The sequence below is a fragment of the Rhizobium sp. ZX09 genome (assembly GCF_017357485.1).
Classification (GTDB): Bacteria; Pseudomonadota; Alphaproteobacteria; order Rhizobiales; family Rhizobiaceae; genus Agrobacterium; species Agrobacterium pusense.
Genome location: NZ_CP031364.1, coordinates 2104149 through 2120960, shown reverse-complemented (window position 1 = coordinate 2120960; position 16812 = coordinate 2104149). Strand labels below are relative to the sequence as shown.

General features: G+C 59.6%; 14 protein-coding genes. 3 read left to right on the top strand and 11 right to left on the bottom strand.

Annotated elements, in window-relative coordinates; translation table 11 throughout:
* Positions 1-73 precede the first annotated feature (73 nt).
* From BTN45_RS24355 to BTN45_RS24345, 3 genes are read left to right on the top strand one after another with little or no spacing between them, the layout of a single operon-like run.
* A complete protein-coding gene (locus BTN45_RS24355; RefSeq protein WP_207591606.1) occupies positions 74-778 on the top strand; it encodes a GNAT family N-acetyltransferase in 705 nt (234 codons plus the stop codon).
* The gene (locus BTN45_RS24350) at positions 775-1797 is read left to right on the top strand and encodes an LLM class flavin-dependent oxidoreductase (RefSeq protein WP_207591604.1); all 1023 of its coding nucleotides are present in this window, start codon (positions 775-777) and stop codon (positions 1795-1797) included. The genes BTN45_RS24355 and BTN45_RS24350 overlap by 4 nt, the downstream gene beginning before the upstream one ends.
* Before the next feature lie 20 nt (positions 1798-1817).
* Positions 1818-3086, top strand: a complete 1269-nt coding sequence (locus tag BTN45_RS24345) for an LLM class flavin-dependent oxidoreductase (RefSeq protein ID WP_207591602.1) — start codon at positions 1818-1820, stop codon at positions 3084-3086.
* A 268-nt stretch (positions 3087-3354) separates the two neighbouring features.
* Here the strand turns inward: BTN45_RS24345 and BTN45_RS24340 are convergent, their stop codons facing one another.
* From BTN45_RS24340 to BTN45_RS24290, 11 genes are all read right to left on the bottom strand, one after another.
* Positions 3355-4302 (bottom strand): LysR family transcriptional regulator, encoded by a 948-nt coding sequence (locus BTN45_RS24340; RefSeq protein ID WP_207591600.1) that lies wholly within the window; start codon positions 4300-4302, stop codon positions 3355-3357.
* 46 nt (positions 4303-4348) lie between these two features.
* Positions 4349-5857 (bottom strand): carboxylesterase family protein, encoded by a 1509-nt coding sequence (locus BTN45_RS24335; protein WP_207591598.1) that lies wholly within the window; start codon positions 5855-5857, stop codon positions 4349-4351.
* A gap of 1 nt (position 5858) precedes the next feature.
* Positions 5859-6647, bottom strand: coding sequence for an ABC transporter permease (locus BTN45_RS24330; protein ID WP_207591596.1), 789 nt, complete (start codon positions 6645-6647; stop codon positions 5859-5861).
* 8 nt (positions 6648-6655) lie between these two features.
* Positions 6656-7531, bottom strand: coding sequence for an ABC transporter permease (locus BTN45_RS24325; RefSeq protein WP_207591594.1), 876 nt, complete (start codon positions 7529-7531; stop codon positions 6656-6658).
* On the bottom strand, positions 7531-8586 hold the full coding sequence (locus BTN45_RS24320) for an ABC transporter ATP-binding protein (RefSeq protein ID WP_207591592.1): 1056 nt from the start codon (positions 8584-8586) through the stop codon (positions 7531-7533). The genes BTN45_RS24325 and BTN45_RS24320 overlap by 1 nt, the downstream gene beginning before the upstream one ends.
* A gap of 20 nt (positions 8587-8606) precedes the next feature.
* Entirely contained in the window at positions 8607-9680 is a 1074-nt protein-coding gene (locus tag BTN45_RS24315; protein ID WP_207591590.1) for an ABC transporter substrate-binding protein, read from the bottom strand.
* Positions 9681-9710: 30 nt separating this feature from the next.
* Positions 9711-10709, bottom strand: a complete 999-nt coding sequence (locus BTN45_RS24310; protein WP_207591749.1) for a membrane dipeptidase — start codon at positions 10707-10709, stop codon at positions 9711-9713.
* Positions 10709-11353, bottom strand: coding sequence for a 2-hydroxychromene-2-carboxylate isomerase (locus BTN45_RS24305; protein ID WP_207591588.1), 645 nt, complete (start codon positions 11351-11353; stop codon positions 10709-10711). The genes BTN45_RS24310 and BTN45_RS24305 overlap by 1 nt, the downstream gene beginning before the upstream one ends.
* A complete protein-coding gene (locus tag BTN45_RS24300; protein ID WP_207591586.1) occupies positions 11346-12845 on the bottom strand; it encodes a SidA/IucD/PvdA family monooxygenase in 1500 nt (499 codons plus the stop codon). Before BTN45_RS24300 ends, BTN45_RS24305 begins: the two co-directional genes overlap by 8 nt.
* A 616-nt stretch (positions 12846-13461) precedes the next feature.
* Positions 13462-14004: a hypothetical protein gene (locus BTN45_RS26465; protein WP_246751735.1), complete on the bottom strand. Its 543-nt coding sequence runs from the start codon at positions 14002-14004 to the stop codon at positions 13462-13464.
* 210 nt (positions 14005-14214) lie between these two features.
* Positions 14215-16599, bottom strand: a complete 2385-nt coding sequence (locus BTN45_RS24290) for a penicillin-binding protein 1A (RefSeq protein ID WP_246751734.1) — start codon at positions 16597-16599, stop codon at positions 14215-14217.
* Positions 16600-16812 lie beyond the last annotated feature (213 nt).

Genomic DNA, 16812 nt, shown 5'->3' with positions numbered 1-16812 from the left:
TGCAGGCTTTCAAATCCAACGATTGACACACACCGCCCGGACAGCCGGCTATCGTGCCCAAGCGAGACAAGCCATGCCCGATGTGATTATTCATTCCTCTCTACTGCACCCCTCAACCCAACCCCTCATCGAAGGCCTGATCATCGAATATGACGGGCGATATGGCACGAGAGATCGCCCTGGTGGCGCTCGCGGCGAGATATACCGCTATCCGGAAGGACTTTATTCTCCGCCGCTGGGTGACCTCCTGCTGGTGCAAAGGGATGGCAAAACCATCGCCGGCGGCGCCTTCATGAGCCATGACGACGAAACGGCGGAAATAAAGCGGATATGGACGGATCCTTCATTGCGGCGGCAAGGGCTTGCCCGCACCATTATGACGGCACTGGAAGAGAGCGCTGCGGCGCTCGGTTATACGCGCACCTATCTCTCGACTGGCTTCCGCCAACCGGAAGCCGTAGCACTGTATCTCAGTCTCGGATATCGCCCGCTTTTTGACACCACCGCCGATCCGCAACTCTATCGCTCCCTTCCTTTCGAAAAGCACATCGGCACCAAGGCCGGCCAAAGGGGAACCACGCCGGTCTATCCGCCTGCCGCCTCCTTCGAAGAAGCGACCCTGCGGGTAAAGGCGTTGAAGGAAGGACAGGAGGCAAAGATCCTGGCACGCTTTGCCGAATATGGCGCCGCACAGGCTGATGCGCGCGCCGACAGACTATCTTATCAGGGTGCGCTGTCAGCCCGCGCCGCCGAACTCTCGGCACGGAGTGCAACGTGACTGCAGGAACCAATTTTCATTTGAGCATCGATCTCGGCCTGCCTTCACATGATGTGCTCAGGCTGGACGCCAGATCGGAAGGGCTGCTTCAACAGCTTGACGAAGGTTTCGACCTCATCACTCTTGAAGACGGCTTTGCCCTCCCCACGGGCGATGGCGTTGATAGCGTATTGTTCGCGAACTGGCTTGGCGCGCGAACCAGCCACGCCGGCATCCTTGCCGGCGCGCCCGTCAATTTTCTTGAACCCTTCCATGTATCGACGGCCATCGCCACGCTTGACTACGTTACAGAAGGTCGTGCCGGCCTGCTTGCGCAGTCGCTTGATGACAACCGCGCCGCGGCTGCAAGACGCGCGACCGGTCAACTTAACGGCTATCCTGACGAAAACCGCCAGGCGCTCGAACAGGATTTCAGCGAAGCGATAGACGTTATCCGCCGGCTATGGGACAGCTGGGAAGACGACGCCGTTATCCGCGATCGCGAAAGCCAGCGCTTCATCGATGGAGCAAAATTGCGCTATGTCGATTTCAGGGGTACGAATTTCAACATCCTCGGCCCGTCGATCACACCGCGGCCTCCCCAGGGCCAACCCGTCATAGCCGCCATCATCGAGCCGGGAAACCTCGCCTCTCTTGCTTCGTCAATCGACCTTGTCTTTTTGCGCGCAAGCGACGAACAGCTTCCATCGTTGGTGAAAGACATCAGATCCGGGCGTCCGGAACTGCGGCTTTTCGCCGACGTCGGGTTCGGGGCCGGCTGGTCCGGAAAGGAAACCATCCTGCAGGGGGCCGCGGACGTGGAGGCCGCGATCACGAGTGCAAGTAGATTGGCAAGCGCCGGAGTGGACGGCATCCGCTTCTTGCCCCGTGAGCCTGAACGGGACCTGACGCCTCTGGTGGAGCATGTCCTGCCGGCAATCCGGGATGCTGGCCTTGTCCAGCCAAGACATGGATCGGCCCTGCGTGAACGCCTGTCCCTGCCCATCGCCGCCAACCGCTACGTCGGCACGGCCGCCTGAACGCCATCGGAAATAAAATCATGTCGAAGAAACAGGTCATCATCGGAGCCCAGTATCCGGGCGTCAACAATTTCACGGTCTGGAGCGATCCGGCGGCCGGCAGCCAGATCGCCTTTTCGTCCTTCAGGCATTTCGCCGAAACGGTCGAAAGGGGCAAGCTGGATTTCATCTTTCTCGCAGAAGGGCTTCGGGTGCGCGAGCAAAAGGGCCGTTTCCACGAACTGGACGTCGTAGGACGACCAAACACCCTGGCGATCCTGACGGCAATTGCCGCCGTCACCCGCAATGTCGGCCTGATCGGAACGCTGACGACCACCTTCAATGAACCCTATCCGCTCGCCCGTCAGCTTGCTACGCTCGATGTACTTTCAAATGGTCGGGCCGGCTGGAACGTCGTCACCTCACCGGGGGCCTTTACGGGCGCGAATTTCCGCAGGGGAGACCATCTGCCGTTTGCCGAGCGCTACGAGCGTGCAAGGGAATTTATCGAGGCGGCGCGGACGATCTGGAAAGGCGCCGATTTCGCTATCAAGTCCAAGCACTTCGATATTGCCGGCCGCTCCAGTCTGCCGCCATCACCGCAGGGTGGACCCGTAATTGCCCAGGCCGGAGATTCCGAGACCGGGCGCGAATTGGCGGCCAGCCACGCCGATGTCATATACTCCCGCCATGGCACGCTCGAGGACGGGCAAGCCTTCTACCGTGATGTCAAGGCGCGGCTTTCCCGATATGGCCGGGGCGTGGATGATCTTAAAATATTGCCAGGCGCAGCTTTCGTGCTGGGCGACAGCCAGGAGGATGCGGAGGAACGACAGCGCGCCATTCGTCTGCAGCAGGTGAGCCCGAAAAACGCGATCGTTTTCCTTGAGCAGGTTTGGAACCGTGATCTGTCCTCTTACGATCCGGACGGACCACTACCCGAGATCGACCCGGAGGTGTCCTCCCCAGCCCTCGCTCAGGGGCGCGCAAACCGCATCGACGACCGGCTCGAAACTGCTCGCACCTGGCGGGAGATCGCGAAGCGCGAAAAATTGAGCATCAGGCAGCTCATCATCAAGGTGACGGCACGCCAGCATTTCATCGGCACACCGGAAACGGTGGCGAGACAGATCAACAACTATGTTCAGGATAATGCCGCCGACGGTTTTGTGTTTGCTCCACACCTGACACCAACGGGCTTCGACGATTTCGTCGACAAGGTCATTCCTTATCTTCAGGAATGGGGCGTTTACCGCAGAGATTATCAGACACAGACATTGCGGGGTAATCTCGGCCTCGCGCTGCACTGAATGGTTCAACTCTTTGACTCTTGCGAAAATGCCACCGGTGATCGCGAATGCCGAAACGACCGGAATGCCCTTGTTTTGCTGGCGCCCGTGCTAAAGACAATATCCAGCCGCGAACCATCTGAGCGGTCTTCTCAGTCGAGGGCATCAAAGAGCGAAAGATTGCATTCGCCACTATCCGGAAAGACGACCGCTATCGTCTTTCCGTTGTTTTCCGCGCGGCGGGAAAGCTCGATCGCTCTGAATGGGGCTGGCAGGGAATTGCCCAAGATCAGCTGAACGACTGAATCTGCGATATTTTATCGTAGATAATCGCTTGAGGAATATCCGCCACCAGCCGTCGGGCCGTTGAAACCAATTGTTCCACCTCGAAGACGACCGGCCGGCCGGCCGCCGTCACGAGCCCCCATTGGAACGGGATATGAAAAGAGAGCGGTAGAAGGCGAACGCCCTCAACCGGCAATCCCCAGAGGGTGATCGATTCGACGATTGCAACACCGAGACCCATGCGCGCCAGGGACAGGGAAACATACGTCGCGTTGCTGTCGATGACCGAGGAAATGTCCACGCCGAGGCTTGCAAGCACCTCGTTGATCCGCATACGGAGCCGGAAGGGGTTAGCCGAAGCGATTAGCCGGTTTCCGGCAAGGTCTTCGGCGGAGATGACCGATTTTCGGGCAAGAGGATGATCTTCCGCCACCACTGCCACACACGGGACTTCCCCCAACCAGTGTATCTCAACGCCGGGGTTATCGAGCGGAAGACTAACAGCACCGAGATCTGCCGTGCCCGCCAGTACAGCCTGCACGACATTTTCCGAAGAAATGCTCTGTAGATGCACATGATCGGGAAACCGGTCCGCCGGCAGCGCTGCAAGCACCCGCGGCAGGAGGCTTGCGGCAATCGCCGGGATCGATGCCACTTCGATTGCTGTGCGACGCGCGGCCTGAATGCGCCTCGCGCTTTCACTGATTGTTCTGAGGCCGCCGAGGAACAGCTCCGCTTGGGCGAAAAAGGCCACGCCTTTTTCGGTTGGGTTGATGCGAGGCCCATTACGATGCAGGAGTGCAAACCCGATTTCGATTTCAAGGTCCTGAATGAGGCGCGTCACGACCGGTTGAGACTTGCCCAGGGCCCTGGCCGCGCCGGTGATGCTGCCGATCGAAACCACGGCCACGAATGCCTCTAGTTGCCGCGTATCGAGATAGTCAGACGCCATTTTTCCCTGCCCAAGGATCTGTGTCTCTTGCTTGTAACACCAAGCGCTATACCGGCTCGCGGTCGTCATGGCCAGCCGGTACCCAAAGCGCCTCGCGACCGTCGAACGGATCGGGAGTTAGTTCAAATCCGCCCGGGCCTGCCCACAGAACCACCGGATTGTCCTCGTGATAGAGCGGCCAATCGCCGTTTGGCGCACAAGGGCTATCGTCCTTTATGAATGAGGCCCACAGAGCGTGGATCGCTTTTGCGAAGCCTGCATCTTTCACTCGCTGGCGTTCGGGAAGTTCGCAACCGTTTGAACCATCGCGGTACCAGACGGAGCCGACTTCCGCGCCATGTGGCGCGCCCAGCTCATCGGCCTCCAGTGGACCGTAGAGATATTTGTAGACAGGATTGAAACGGGAATGCAGCTTCCCAAAACGAACCGCCGGAAGCTGGAAGACCAGATCGCCGGCAACCGCGCGCCAGATGCCGCGTGGGCTGTGGTCTGGCAGCACGCTTCGATAGCGCTCGACAATGAGCGAGCCGGAGAGGCCGCGCGGCAGTGTCCTCTCATGAAGTAATTCCGCGCAAAGCGTGAAATCCATCTCTGGCTGCACTGTCGAGTGGGCGACGTATTCTCCCGTCGTACAGCCGATCATCATGGGAACGGCAGCAGTGCGCCCAATATGTGCGGCGGTTTCAGGATGTTCAGGCAGGCTCACGCCATCAATAACCGGAACAAAAGGCACACCGAGCATCGAGGCTGCCCCGTCGCGGGCAAAATCATGCTGCTCATAGGACTGATTGCAGAGGTCGCGCTGAATTTCGAGCATTCGGTGGATGGGCAAAGTCGCAAGCGAATCCTCATCCGCATTGACGGCCGCTGCAAACCTGCGCGTCAGCCTCGTGGCATCCTCGATCGAGGCGATGCCCGTACTCGCGCCGCTCTGCGGCAGGGCCCGGTGAAAAAGTCCCTGCGCGCCTGGCATGGCCATTAGTGCCGCCACCGCAAAACCACCCGCCGAACGTCCGGCCAGCGTCACCCGGTGAGGATCGCCACCGAAGGCGGCAATATTATCACGCACCCATTCGAGTGCGGCAACAAGATCGAGCAGACCACGATTGTCGGGCCGTCCTTCGAGGTGAAGGAAGCCCAGCGCGCCAAGTCGATAATTGACCGTGACCTCAACGATGCCGCTTGCCGCAAAAGCGCCGCTCTGCAGCACCGGCTCGTTGGCGGAACCGACCGCGTAACCGCCGCCGTGGATCCAGAACAGCACCGGCGCCCTGCCCGCAGGATCGGGCGTGCGGATATTGACCGTGAGGAAGTCCTCGCCGAAGGCCAGTTTCGAGGTCGCGGCCGTGCCCACCGGGCCGTAGGTGGGAATTTGCGGGCAGACGGGGCCAAGCCGGGTGGCGTCCCGCGCGCCCTGCCAAGGCGACACGGGCTGCGGCGCTTCGAAGCGGCGTTCGTGCGTGACGGGCGCGGCATAGGCCACACCGAGAAAGGCGTGAATTCCGTTTTCCAGATTGCCCCGCAATGTACCGGCTGCCACTTTCACCATCGTCATGTCACAGCACCTTGCGCAGCCCGATCAGCCGCTCGACCGCCACCACGACAATGACCGAAATCAAGATGAGGATAACGGACAGAGCGGCAATCTGCGGATCGGTGGAATATTCCAGATAGTGATAGATTTCCGTCGGCAGCGTCGAGGATTTGACCGAGACGATGAAGAGCGAGATCGTCGCTTCATCGAAAGAAATAAGGAAGGCGATGACCGCACCGGCGATGAGGCCGGGCCGGACCAGCGGCAGCGTGATGCGCCACAACACCATGGCAGGCGATGCGCCGTGAACGCGCGCCGCTTCCTCGATACGACGATCCACCGCCATCAGGCTCATGGTGATGGTGCGAACCGTATAGGGGGTGGTGATGCCGAGATGCGCGAGGAAAATGCCGGTATAGCTGTCCAGCAGGCCAAGTGGCCCGAGCACCAGCATCACGCCAACGGCCAGGACGATATGCGGCACGAGGAAGGGAGCGAGAATGAGGAAATTGATCGCACCCTTGCCGCGAAATTCATGCCGTGAGAGCGCCAGCGACAAGAGCAGCCCCGCAAAGATCGAGACGAAACCGACAAGAAGACCGATGCCTAGGCTTCGCCAGAAGGCGGAGATGAATTTGGCATTGGCGAAAACCTTGGCATAGGAGCCAAACGACAGGCTTTCTGGCGGAAAGGCCAGATATTGCCGTGTATCGAAAGAAATGATCAGAACGACGATGATCGGCGCCAGTAGGAAGAGATAGAGCAGCGTCAACAGAAGCGCGTGGGCGAAGCGTCCGAATTTTGCGTCCATGGCCGGCCTCACGTCTCAAGCGCGCGCATGGCGCGCTGGTAAATCACGATCACGCTACCAAACAGCACGAGCAGCAGCACCGAAAGTGCAGCCGCCAGCGGCCAATTCAGCGTCACCGTCGCTTCGTTATAAACCTCGGTGCCGATGACGAAGACACGGCCGCCGCCCATCAGGCGCGGCGTGACGAAGGAGGAAATCGCGAGGACGAAAACGAGAAGTGCTGCGGTGAGCACGCCGGGCAGCGAAAGCGGCAGCACAATCCGGGTGAACACGCGCAGGCGGTTTGCGCCCAGCATGGCGGCGGCGTCCTCGAGCTGCGTGTTCAGCCGACCGAAACCACTTAGCATCGCCAGTATCGCATAGGGCATCAGGATTTCGATCAGCGCGACGGTTGCGCCGAAATAATTGTTGGTGAGCCGTATGACACCATCCGTCAGCCCGGTAGATCGCAGCGCCGTGTTGATGACGCCCCTGTCCCCTAAAATGACCATCCAGCCATAGGTGCGCACCACCGAGGAGGTGAGAAGCGGCGCGACGGCGAGCGCTGTCAGCACGCCACGCCAGCGGCTTTGGGTGCGGGCGAGGAAAAGCGCGATGGGATAGGAAAGAACGACCGCGAAAAAGGCGACAATGACGCCGAGATAAAGAGTGTTCCATGCGATCTTCCAGTAGAACGGGTCAAACAGCACCGTTCTGTAGGATTCGAGCGTCCAGTCGCCGCCGCGTAGCGCGGCCATGGACGAGGATGCGAAAGACGCGCGCACCAGCCAGACGAGCGGCAACAGAAACGTCGTCAGCAGTGCAATGAGGCCGGGCAGAAGCAGGAGAAGCAAAATGCCGCGATGCGACGTGCCGCCGTCGGAAGCATGGCTTGCCGCCGCCATCAGACTGCCTCCCCGATCAGCGTCACATCCTCGGGCGCAACGGAAAGCGTCACACGCTCGCCCTTTGCCGGCAGAGTGGCAGCATGGGTGGGCAGGTCGGCCTGAAGGCGATGATCGCCGGCGCGCACGCCGAGCGTCAGCATCTGTCCGCGATAGGTGACGTGCTCGACAATGCCGTAGAACGCATTGACGCCATCGCCAAGGAGAAAGCGATGCGGGCGGACCAGAAACCGCGCTTTCTGGCCGACCGGGACAGCACCCGAGAAATGCAGGAAGCCGAGACCGGGAATCTCAGCGCGCCCCGGCGCAACCACGGTGCCGGTAAGGAACGAGCCGGCGCCGATGAAGGAAGCCACGAAATCAGTTTTCGGCCGGTCGAAAATCTCGCGCGGCGTGCCAATCTGCTCCAGCCGGCCTTCGGACATGACGGCGAGACGGTCGGCCATCGAAAGGGCCTCATCCTGATCATGGGTGACGAAAATGCTGGTGACGCCGGTGCGGTTCTGGATATCGCGGATTTCGTCGCGCATTTCATCGCGCAGCTTGGCATCAAGATTGGAAAGCGGCTCATCGAACAGCAGCAGGGCGGGTTCGATGACAAGCGAGCGGGCAATCGCCGCCCGCTGCTGCTGGCCGCCGGAAAGCTGGGAGACGCGCCTTTCGCCGAAGCCGGAAAGCTTGACCAGATCGAGGGCCTTCGCCACCCGCTCCTTGCGCTCCGGCTTTGCGATGCCGCGCATTTCAAGCCCGAATGCGATGTTCTCGGCCACATTCATATGCGGGAAGAGGGCATAGGCCTGAAAGACCATGCCCATATTGCGCCTGTGCACCGGGGTTGCGGAAATATCGCGGCCATCCAGCCGGATCTCACCTGAGGTTACGGGAATGAGGCCGGCAATCATTCGAAGGATAGTCGTCTTCCCACAGCCGGAAGGCCCCAGCAGAGCCAGCATTTCCCCGCGCGGCAGGGAAAGGCTGACATGATCCACGGAGGGCTTGAGGGCGCCCGGATAGGTCTTCACGAGATTGTCGATCTCGACATGATGATCGGCCATGGCGTCCTCTGCTTCCTGTCTCAATTCGCCGCGATGACCTCGCGGTTGATCCGCTGTATCCACCCCGAATATTTGTCCGCAACGAAGTTCCAGTCGAGGGAAGACTGCGCGGCCTGGGCCTCCTTGCTGCCATAGATGCGGGCGGCAACAGGTTCGCTGAGCGCAACCTTGCTGTTGACCGGACCGTAGAAGCTCTTCTCCGCGAATGTCGCCTGCGCCTCGGCGCTCAGCGCGTAATTGACAAAGAGTTCAGCAGCCTCCTTGTTGGCGGAACCTTCGACCAGACCGATCGTGTTCGTCTGGCCGATGGAGCCTTCCTTCGGCAGGGCGATCCCGATCTTGCCGCCCTGCGTGTCGTGCAGATATTGCGCGCGGCCGTTCCAGCAGATGGAAAGATCGACCTCGCCGCTCTGCACCACTGCATAACAATCCGGTGCGGGTTCGAAGGTCGAAACGCTCGGCGCAACCTCCTTCAGGAAATCGATGCCCGGATCGATGGAGGTCTTGTAGTCGCCGCCCTTCAGCTTGGTGAGTATCGGCAGGAGAATGACGCCGCGCGTATCGGAAAGCTTTGCGGCGATCTTGCCCTTGTATTTCGGATCGGCGAGATCGGCCCAGCTCGTCGGCGGCTCCTTCACCGCCTCGGTATTATAGAGGATGGCGAGATTATCCTGTGAAAACGCAATGGCGCGGTCGTCATCGATGCGCGCCCATTCCGGCTGTTCGGCAAGGTTCGGCACCCTGGCAGGATCAAGCTTTGTGAACAGCTCTTCCTTGTTCGCCTTGATCGCCACCGAAACGTCGATCAGGGCAACATCGACCTTCGGCTCGGCGCGCTGAAGGGTGAGAAGCGCCAGCGTTTCGGCCGAATTCTTGCTCTGCTGATAATTCACCTCGATGCCCGGATGTTTGGCCTTGAAGGCGTCGATGATGAATTTCTGGTAGTTATCGGCAAAGACGCCGGAGAAGCCGACGATGTTGACGGTGCCCTTCGTCGCATCCTGCGCGAAGACGCTGCCCGAGAGCGATGCGATCCCGGCGGCAACGATGCCGACGACGAGAGCGGCCTTGCGGCGCTGATGAGCATTTTTCATTTCAGTTGCCTCCGTTTGTTTTTGATACTGTCAGTTTGCGGGCCGCCAGGCGGCATCCAGCACGCGCAGCCAGTTCTGGCCGAGAAGTTTGACAACGAGTGTCTCGCTCCAGCCGCGCGCCAGCATGCGGGCGGTGATATTGGGCATCTCGCCGATCCGCTCGATGCCTTTCGGCTTGGAAATCTTGACCGTCGCGAACTCCGTCAGCGTGCGGGCCGTACCCTTGTCGCGGTTGGCCCAAAGCTGCCAGGGGCCGGGACGCGGCCGATCCTGCGAAAAATCCGTGCCGATGCCGACATGGTCTTCGCCGACGAGATCGACGACATAAGCCATGGCGTCGAGATAATCCTCAACCGTGGCGTCGTTTCCAGCGGCGAGACCCGGCGCGAAAAGGCTGATGCCAACGATGCCCCCTTTTTCCGCGCAGGCCTTGAAGAGCTCATCAGGCTTGTTGCGCTTCACATCGCGCAGCGCACGCGGCAGGACATGGGAAATACAGACGGGCGCTTTCGAGCGGGCGATGACATCGGCCGTCGTTTTGTCGCCGACATGGCTCAAATCGCAGAGCACACCGACGCGGTTCATCTCCGCCAGCACCTCGCGGCCGAAGCCCGTCAAGCCGCTGTCGTTTTCTTCCAGATATCCGGCGCCGGAATAGTTCTGGGTGTTATAGGTCAGCTGCATGATGCCGACGCCGAGATCCTTGAAGATTTCGACATAATCCAGCTTGTCCTCAAGCGGCGAGGTGTTCTGCCAGCCGATGATAATGCCGGTCCGGTTCTCGCTCTTGGCCGCAAGAATATCGGCAACCGTGCGCACCGGGCGGATCAGGTCGTCGTTCTCCCGCAGGAAGCGCTTCCATTCGCTCACATAACCGATGCCCTCTCGGAAATTTTCCCAGATCACGCTGGAGACGTTGACGGCAGTGAGGCCGCCGGCGCGCATGTCCTCGAATATCGACCTGCTCCACTGGCAGGTCTGCAGACCATCGATGACGATGGCCTCATTATGGAGTTTGGCGGCATCGATCATGCGGATTTCCTCGCTGCGGTTTCTGAGAGTTGTTGCTTGAGCACGCCGAGGGCGCGGCTTGCGAATTCCAGACGGTCCTGCCCCCAGAAAAGTTCGCCGTTCACCACATAGGTCGGCGTTCCGAAAATGCCGAGACGTTCGGCTTCGGCGAGATTTCCCTGCCATTCCGTCACGATGTCGTCCGGCTGCGGATTGCGAACGAGGCCCGGACCCTGCGAGCCGACGACGGCCTGCGCGATGGCGCGTAATGTATCGAGATCGGCAATGTCGCGATCCTCGCTCCATAAGGCGCGCTGGATGGCAAAAGACAGGCTGATCGCATCGAGCCCGGCTTCCTGCGCGGCGATGACAAGCTGGGCAGCAGGTTCGATGGTGGCACAGGGGTAGAATTTCGGCGTCAGGTTGAGCGGCATGTCGAGATAACGCCGCCACCTGTCGAGTTCCACGGCATGATAGCGCTGCCGCGCATCCGGGCGGCTGCGCAGCGGGATGCCGCCATTGGCCTCAATGATGCGGATGGGCCTCAGAACGATTTCGGCGCCATGTGTACGGGCGACGTCCACGGCCCGCGGTGCACCGAAATAGGCCCATGGCGAGGATATGCCGTAAAATATCACCAGTTTCAGCGCCGCGTCAGCCATCGGTGTGCTCCTTGATCTTGTCCTGCGCGTCCGCATCGCGCCATTCCTCGCCGGTAATTTCAGCGACGGCGTGGCTCATGAAAGTCTCGAAATGGCGGGCGCGGTCTTCTACGAAAAAGGATCGGGCGATGCCCTGCGCCAGCCGCTCCGCCCCTGGGCTGACGGCCGGAATACCGCTGGTAATTTTCCCATGGGAGGGGACGGCCGGATAAGCGAAGCAATGGACTCGGGAAATTGCCGCCGCCTCGGCAGCTGATAGACCCGGTTTCGGTAGAAACTCAAAAGCCGGTCCTAGATAGGGATAGGACCCCAGCGCGTCATTCCCCTGCCCGACCGGCGGTTGATAGGCGTCGCGCCAGAGCAGGACGCGGTCGTTCAAAGCGCTAAATTCCGGCCGCCGGCCGAAATCGACGTCGAATCCGGTGGCGAAAATTAGGAGATCGGCTGGATAGTGTCCTTTCGGGGTCTCGATTTCTACCGTATCGCCTGCTTCCGTCAGCTTGAGCACGGGACTGCCCAGATGGAAGAAAGCATTTTCATGGCGCGAGACCCGGAGGACACTGTGGCGCGGCGGCGGAATCTGTGTGCGCTCCGCCTCGACCATGAATGCCCAGCGATCGGCATCGGGCAGGCCGATATAGCCGTGGGTCATGCCGAGGCTGGCGACCCCACCGAATTTCTCGACCCGGGGAATATCCGTCCTGCGGATGAAAAGATCGACTCGGGCAGCCCCCGCCTCCAGCGCTGCGGCTGCATTGTCCATCGCCGAAGCGCCGGCGCCGACCACCGCGACACGCTTGCCGCGCCATACGCTCATATCAAATACATCCCCGCTGTGGCGGACGAAGCGGCCGGAAACCGTCTTTGCTACATCCGGCATGCGCGGCGCTCCCAGGCCATCAAGCCCTGTCGCAAGGACCACCCGACGCGCAACAACCTCAACTGGGCCTTCCGGTCCCATAAAATTGAGCGCGAGCAGGCCATCTTCGCGCAGACCGAGGCCGACGAGGTTGGTCTCGTTGCTGACTGGCAGCGCCAGAACATTGCGATACCAGACCATGTAGGCCATCCAGGCTTCACGCGGTATGAGCGTCATCTCCTCGTAAGCGCGCGTGCCGAACTGCGCCTCGAACCATGCACGGAATGTCAGGGAGGGTACTCCCAGCGCCGGCCCCGCCAGATCCTTGCGGGTGCGCAACGTCTCCATGCGCGCGCTAGTCACCCAGGGGCCTTCCCGCCCGCTGGGCGCCCTGTCGAATGCACGGATATTGTCGATGCCGGCAAATGAAAGTGCAGCAAGAGCAGTCAGCCCGCAGAGCCCGGCACCTATGACGGCGACATCCAGCACTTCGCAACGGTCGAGATAGCTGCGCGGCACCCACGGCTTCGCCGGTCGCTCAAGCATGGTGAGTTCCCGTGCAAGCCTTGCCTCCAGTTCTGGCAAGCCACCCGAATGCCCGGGCAATGGGCTGGTTTTGCGGCCGTTGATCATGTCTTTTTCGAATTAATACGCGTTAAAAATTCTGTTTACGCATTATAACAACCACAGAAGGGCAAGTCCGAAAAGCAAAAAACTTCTAATCATTCGCGGATTTCGGCAAATTTTGTCGCCTTGGAATAATACTCCACGGCGTCATATTAGTGTGTGAAGACGCAGGCAGGTTCAGGCCCGACTGTTTCGGCGGAAAGAGCGGGCCAGGGGCTCACACCTGCGCGTAAATCAGAATCTGACAGTCTGCAGTGTGGGGCTCAAAACGATCGGTCGCCTCGTCTAAGAAGAGTGCGTTTCAGACAAGGAAGATATGTGGATCGGTATCCCGGGGTGACCGCAACCGACTACAAAGGCATCTGTCTAGGTCGGCCTCCGTCCCGTTGTATAGGACACCAGGCGTAAGGGACTGAGCAATAGCCGCAGCGGCAGTAAACTGGAAGGGCCACTCAGCGGAGAATATCCGGAAGATAGCCTCCGCGCTTGGAACATCGCGGCGGACACAGCGCTGAAAATACATCATCTGATGCCCGCATCGCGGACGATTCTGGAGCACTAACCGTTCTGACGTTTCGCCTCTGCGTCTGTCGATGATCCGCACTCGCCGCTTCAGGCACTGTTATCGTTGCCCGATCGGAAATAGTAAAAGCATCATTGCGATCAAACCCAGTCCTGCACCCACCATCTGTGAGGGAGCGAGCCGCTCGTCGAAAACAAAATATGCAATCACGTTGACGAGCAGCAGCTGAGCAACGGCGGAAACTGAAATGGCAAGCCCCATTCCGCCCTCTCTCATCAACCGCACCATGATTAGATTACCGGCGCAATACAACGCGAGCGAAAGGAGCAACACAAGAGTGCTGTTCGTCGCGATATAGGCGCGTGAGGCTGTCGCAGCTCCAAGAAAGGTTGCCATCGCGCCACCAAGCCAAAGTAGAAAGTCAATTCTCATGGGCACCTTCGCTCGTCTTTTCCCGATCTGCATACCGGTTTCGGCTGAAGATCGCCAGTGTTGGCCGCAACGAATGATTGCTTCCACCCCATCGTTCACGCCAACGTCACTCGTCCGCCGCGAGCCGACACGGATCGACGTGAGCGGGAATGCCGTTATGAGGCGAAGGTTTCCGGTGGCGCAATGAGCAGAGATTGCCGGGCTGCTCATGACACCATGCTTGGTCTCATGAAGACGCGCCAAAAGCTCGGCCCGCCTTCGGCGCGAGCCGACCGGCGAACAAGAAAGCTCCCCGCTGCCAGACAAACGCCAGAAGCGCCAGATCGCGCCTGATCGCAATCATCTCCCGTCGCGAGTCACGAAATTGATGTGCTGCCTAAACACAGACGTACGGCAATCCAATTTCGAATTGCATCGTGCCTAGTACAACCCCGCAGCGTTCGATTGCAGTGCATTCCTTACCTGCGCGCTCGTAGCGCCAGATATTTCCGTCTCGTCAACAGTCGAGAAGACATTCGCCGGTTTCGTTCCAGGCTTGAACGGTTCGGACACTGCTCCCGGTGCGCCGGGGAGCGCTCCCATTCCGGAGTGGACATCGATGTTGTAGACCTGCATGCCTTCCGGCATGTGAAAGTTCTCAGGCGGCTGGCCTGCAAGGGCAACTTGCATGAATGAATTGAAGACCGGAGCTGCTACCCCGCTGCCGGTGGCTGCCCTGCCCAAACTCTCTGGTTCGTCAAAGCCGATATAGACTCCTGTCACGAGGTCCGGGGTGAAGCCCACGAACCATGCGTCTCGATTGTCGTTTGTGGTGCCGGTTTTGCCGGCCACCGGCCGCCCGAGGGATATGCGTTTCGCAGCAGTGCCTTCCGATACGACACTCTCCATCATGGAGGTGACCTGGTAAGCGGTCATGGGATCAAGCACACGCTCACGCCCATCCTGTAAAACCGGTTCGTCTTGGCCCTGCCATTTGCTCACCACACAATCATTGCAGGTCACACTCTGCTGACGATAAATCGTCCGGCCATGCCGGTCCTGCACGCGATCGATCATTGTCGGTTTAACCTGCATGCCGCCATTGTCGATCACGGCATAGGCCGCCACCATTCGCAGCAAACTCGTCTCGGTCGATCCGATCGACATCGACAGCAATGGTCTTACATTCTTGTCGTAGATGCCCAGCCGCTGGGCATAGGAGGTGACGGTATCCATGCCGACTGCATCTGCCAACTTCGCAGCCATAACGTTACGGGAATGCTCGATCCCAAATCGAAGGATGGCGGGGCCTTCATATTCGTTCGCGTCATTTTTGGGCGACCACACCTGATCCCCCAAGCGGAATTCCACGGGCGCGTCAACGATGACGCTTGCAGGCGTGTAACCACCATCAAGCGCCGCAGCATAGACAATCGGTTTGAATGTCGAGCCGGGCTGGCGCATGGCCTGAACAGCCCTGTTGAACTGCGAAATCGAGTGCGAGAAGCCGCCGACCATCGCCACGATACGTCCGGTCTTCGGGTTCATCGCCACCAGCGCACCCTGAACCTTGGGAACCTGCCGCAATTCGAACGACCCGTTGGACTGACGCTCAACAAGGACGACATCGCCAACAGTCAACAGCTGTGAAACGGTTCTCTTTCCCAGGGCCCAATGTATGCCGGCTGCCTTAAGAGCATGCGTTTCGTTAAGGCCTCCGCCGATCCCGATTTGGGCATCCTGGCGATCAGTGCCGAGAACAACGGCAGGATACCACCCGGGGACATCGAAACCCAAATGCAATTTATCAAGCTTCGCGCCCCAGTCATTGACGCTATCAAGATGGTCTACCGGCCCACGGTACCCCCTACGTTCATCATAAGCGACAAGCTCGGCGCGAAGCGACTGTGTCCCTGCCGCCTGTAGCCTCGGATCAAGGGTCGTTCTCACGGAGAGCCCGGTTTCATCGAGAGACTTCTGCCCGAAATCAGCAATCAGGCTTCTTCGGACCTCGTCAACGAAGTAACCCGCATCGACAGTGATCCCGGCATCATGATGCGCGGCGACCCCAAGAGGCTCCTGTTTGGCCGTGTCGGCCTCTGCCGTGGTGACGTACCCATTTTCCCGCATGCGATCGATGACCCAGTTGCGGCGGGTGATCGCGGCTTCGGCGTGGGTATCAGGATTATAATTGGCAGGACCTTTGGGAAGGGCGGCCAGATACGCAGCCTCGGCGATGCTGAGGTCCGAGACCGATTTGTCGAAATAGCTGATGGCAGCCTGGGCTATCCCGTAGGATCGTTCGCCTAGAAAAATCTCGTTGAGGTAGATTTCGAGAATACGGTCCTTGGAGAGAACCCTCTCGATCTTGAGTGAGAGAAGGGCCTCCTTCACTTTGCGGCTGATCGTCTGGTCCGACGTCAGCAGGAGGTTCTTGGCGACCTGCTGGGTAATGGTCGACGCACCCACGGGCCGACGACCACTCCCGACATGGGCTATATCCACCGCCACGGCCCGGGCAAGCCCCGAAAAATCCAGGCCGGGATGGGAGTAGAAGTTCTTGTCCTCCGCCGAGATGAACGCCGCCTTCACCCGGTCCGGCACATCCTCTATCGGAAGAAAGATTCGGGATTGCTTTGCGAATTGAGCGATCGGCTCTCCTGTCGCGGCATAAAGGCGCGACAATACCGGGGGCTCGTAATCAGCAAGTCCGGCGAAATCCGGCAGATCCGGCTCGATAGCGGAAATCGCAATCCACACGCCCCCCGCAGCAAGCAAAACACCGGTGAAAATAACGGAGACGAGATAACCGGCTAAACGGATCATGCGGACTGCCTTGTTCACAATGTTACAGTGACGCTGCCCTCCGCCCTAAAACAGCATCTGGTTGGAATCTGAATCGCCAATGCAAATCGGATACGACTGGCCTCACGCAAGAATGTGTCGGAATAGCGGTTTTGAACTGGATGATCACGCGATCGCTCCAGAATTCGTCCTCACCGCTGCGAAAGGGTGCGGGTCTGTCGCTCTAGTTATCTG

What these genes read in the sequence shown, in the direction of transcription:
- BTN45_RS24355 (WP_207591606.1), top strand. Translation starts at nt 74, where the DNA reads ATGCCCGATGTGATTATTCATTCCTCTCTACTGCACCCCTCAACCCAA.
- BTN45_RS24345 (WP_207591602.1), top strand. Translation starts at nt 1,818, where the DNA reads ATGTCGAAGAAACAGGTCATCATCGGAGCCCAGTATCCGGGCGTCAAC.
- BTN45_RS24340 (WP_207591600.1), bottom strand. Translation starts at nt 4,302, where the DNA reads ATGGCGTCTGACTATCTCGATACGCGGCAACTAGAGGCATTCGTGGCC.
- BTN45_RS24335 (WP_207591598.1), bottom strand. Translation starts at nt 5,857, where the DNA reads ATGACGATGGTGAAAGTGGCAGCCGGTACATTGCGGGGCAATCTGGAA.
- BTN45_RS24330 (WP_207591596.1), bottom strand. Translation starts at nt 6,647, where the DNA reads ATGGACGCAAAATTCGGACGCTTCGCCCACGCGCTTCTGTTGACGCTG.
- BTN45_RS24325 (WP_207591594.1), bottom strand. Translation starts at nt 7,531, where the DNA reads ATGGCGGCGGCAAGCCATGCTTCCGACGGCGGCACGTCGCATCGCGGC.
- BTN45_RS24320 (WP_207591592.1), bottom strand. Translation starts at nt 8,586, where the DNA reads ATGGCCGATCATCATGTCGAGATCGACAATCTCGTGAAGACCTATCCG.
- BTN45_RS24315 (WP_207591590.1), bottom strand. Translation starts at nt 9,680, where the DNA reads ATGAAAAATGCTCATCAGCGCCGCAAGGCCGCTCTCGTCGTCGGCATC.
- BTN45_RS24305 (WP_207591588.1), bottom strand. Translation starts at nt 11,353, where the DNA reads ATGGCTGACGCGGCGCTGAAACTGGTGATATTTTACGGCATATCCTCG.
- BTN45_RS24300 (WP_207591586.1), bottom strand. Translation starts at nt 12,845, where the DNA reads ATGATCAACGGCCGCAAAACCAGCCCATTGCCCGGGCATTCGGGTGGC.
- BTN45_RS26465 (WP_246751735.1), bottom strand. Translation starts at nt 14,004, where the DNA reads ATGAGCAGCCCGGCAATCTCTGCTCATTGCGCCACCGGAAACCTTCGC.
- BTN45_RS24290 (WP_246751734.1), bottom strand. Translation starts at nt 16,599, where the DNA reads ATGATCCGTTTAGCCGGTTATCTCGTCTCCGTTATTTTCACCGGTGTT.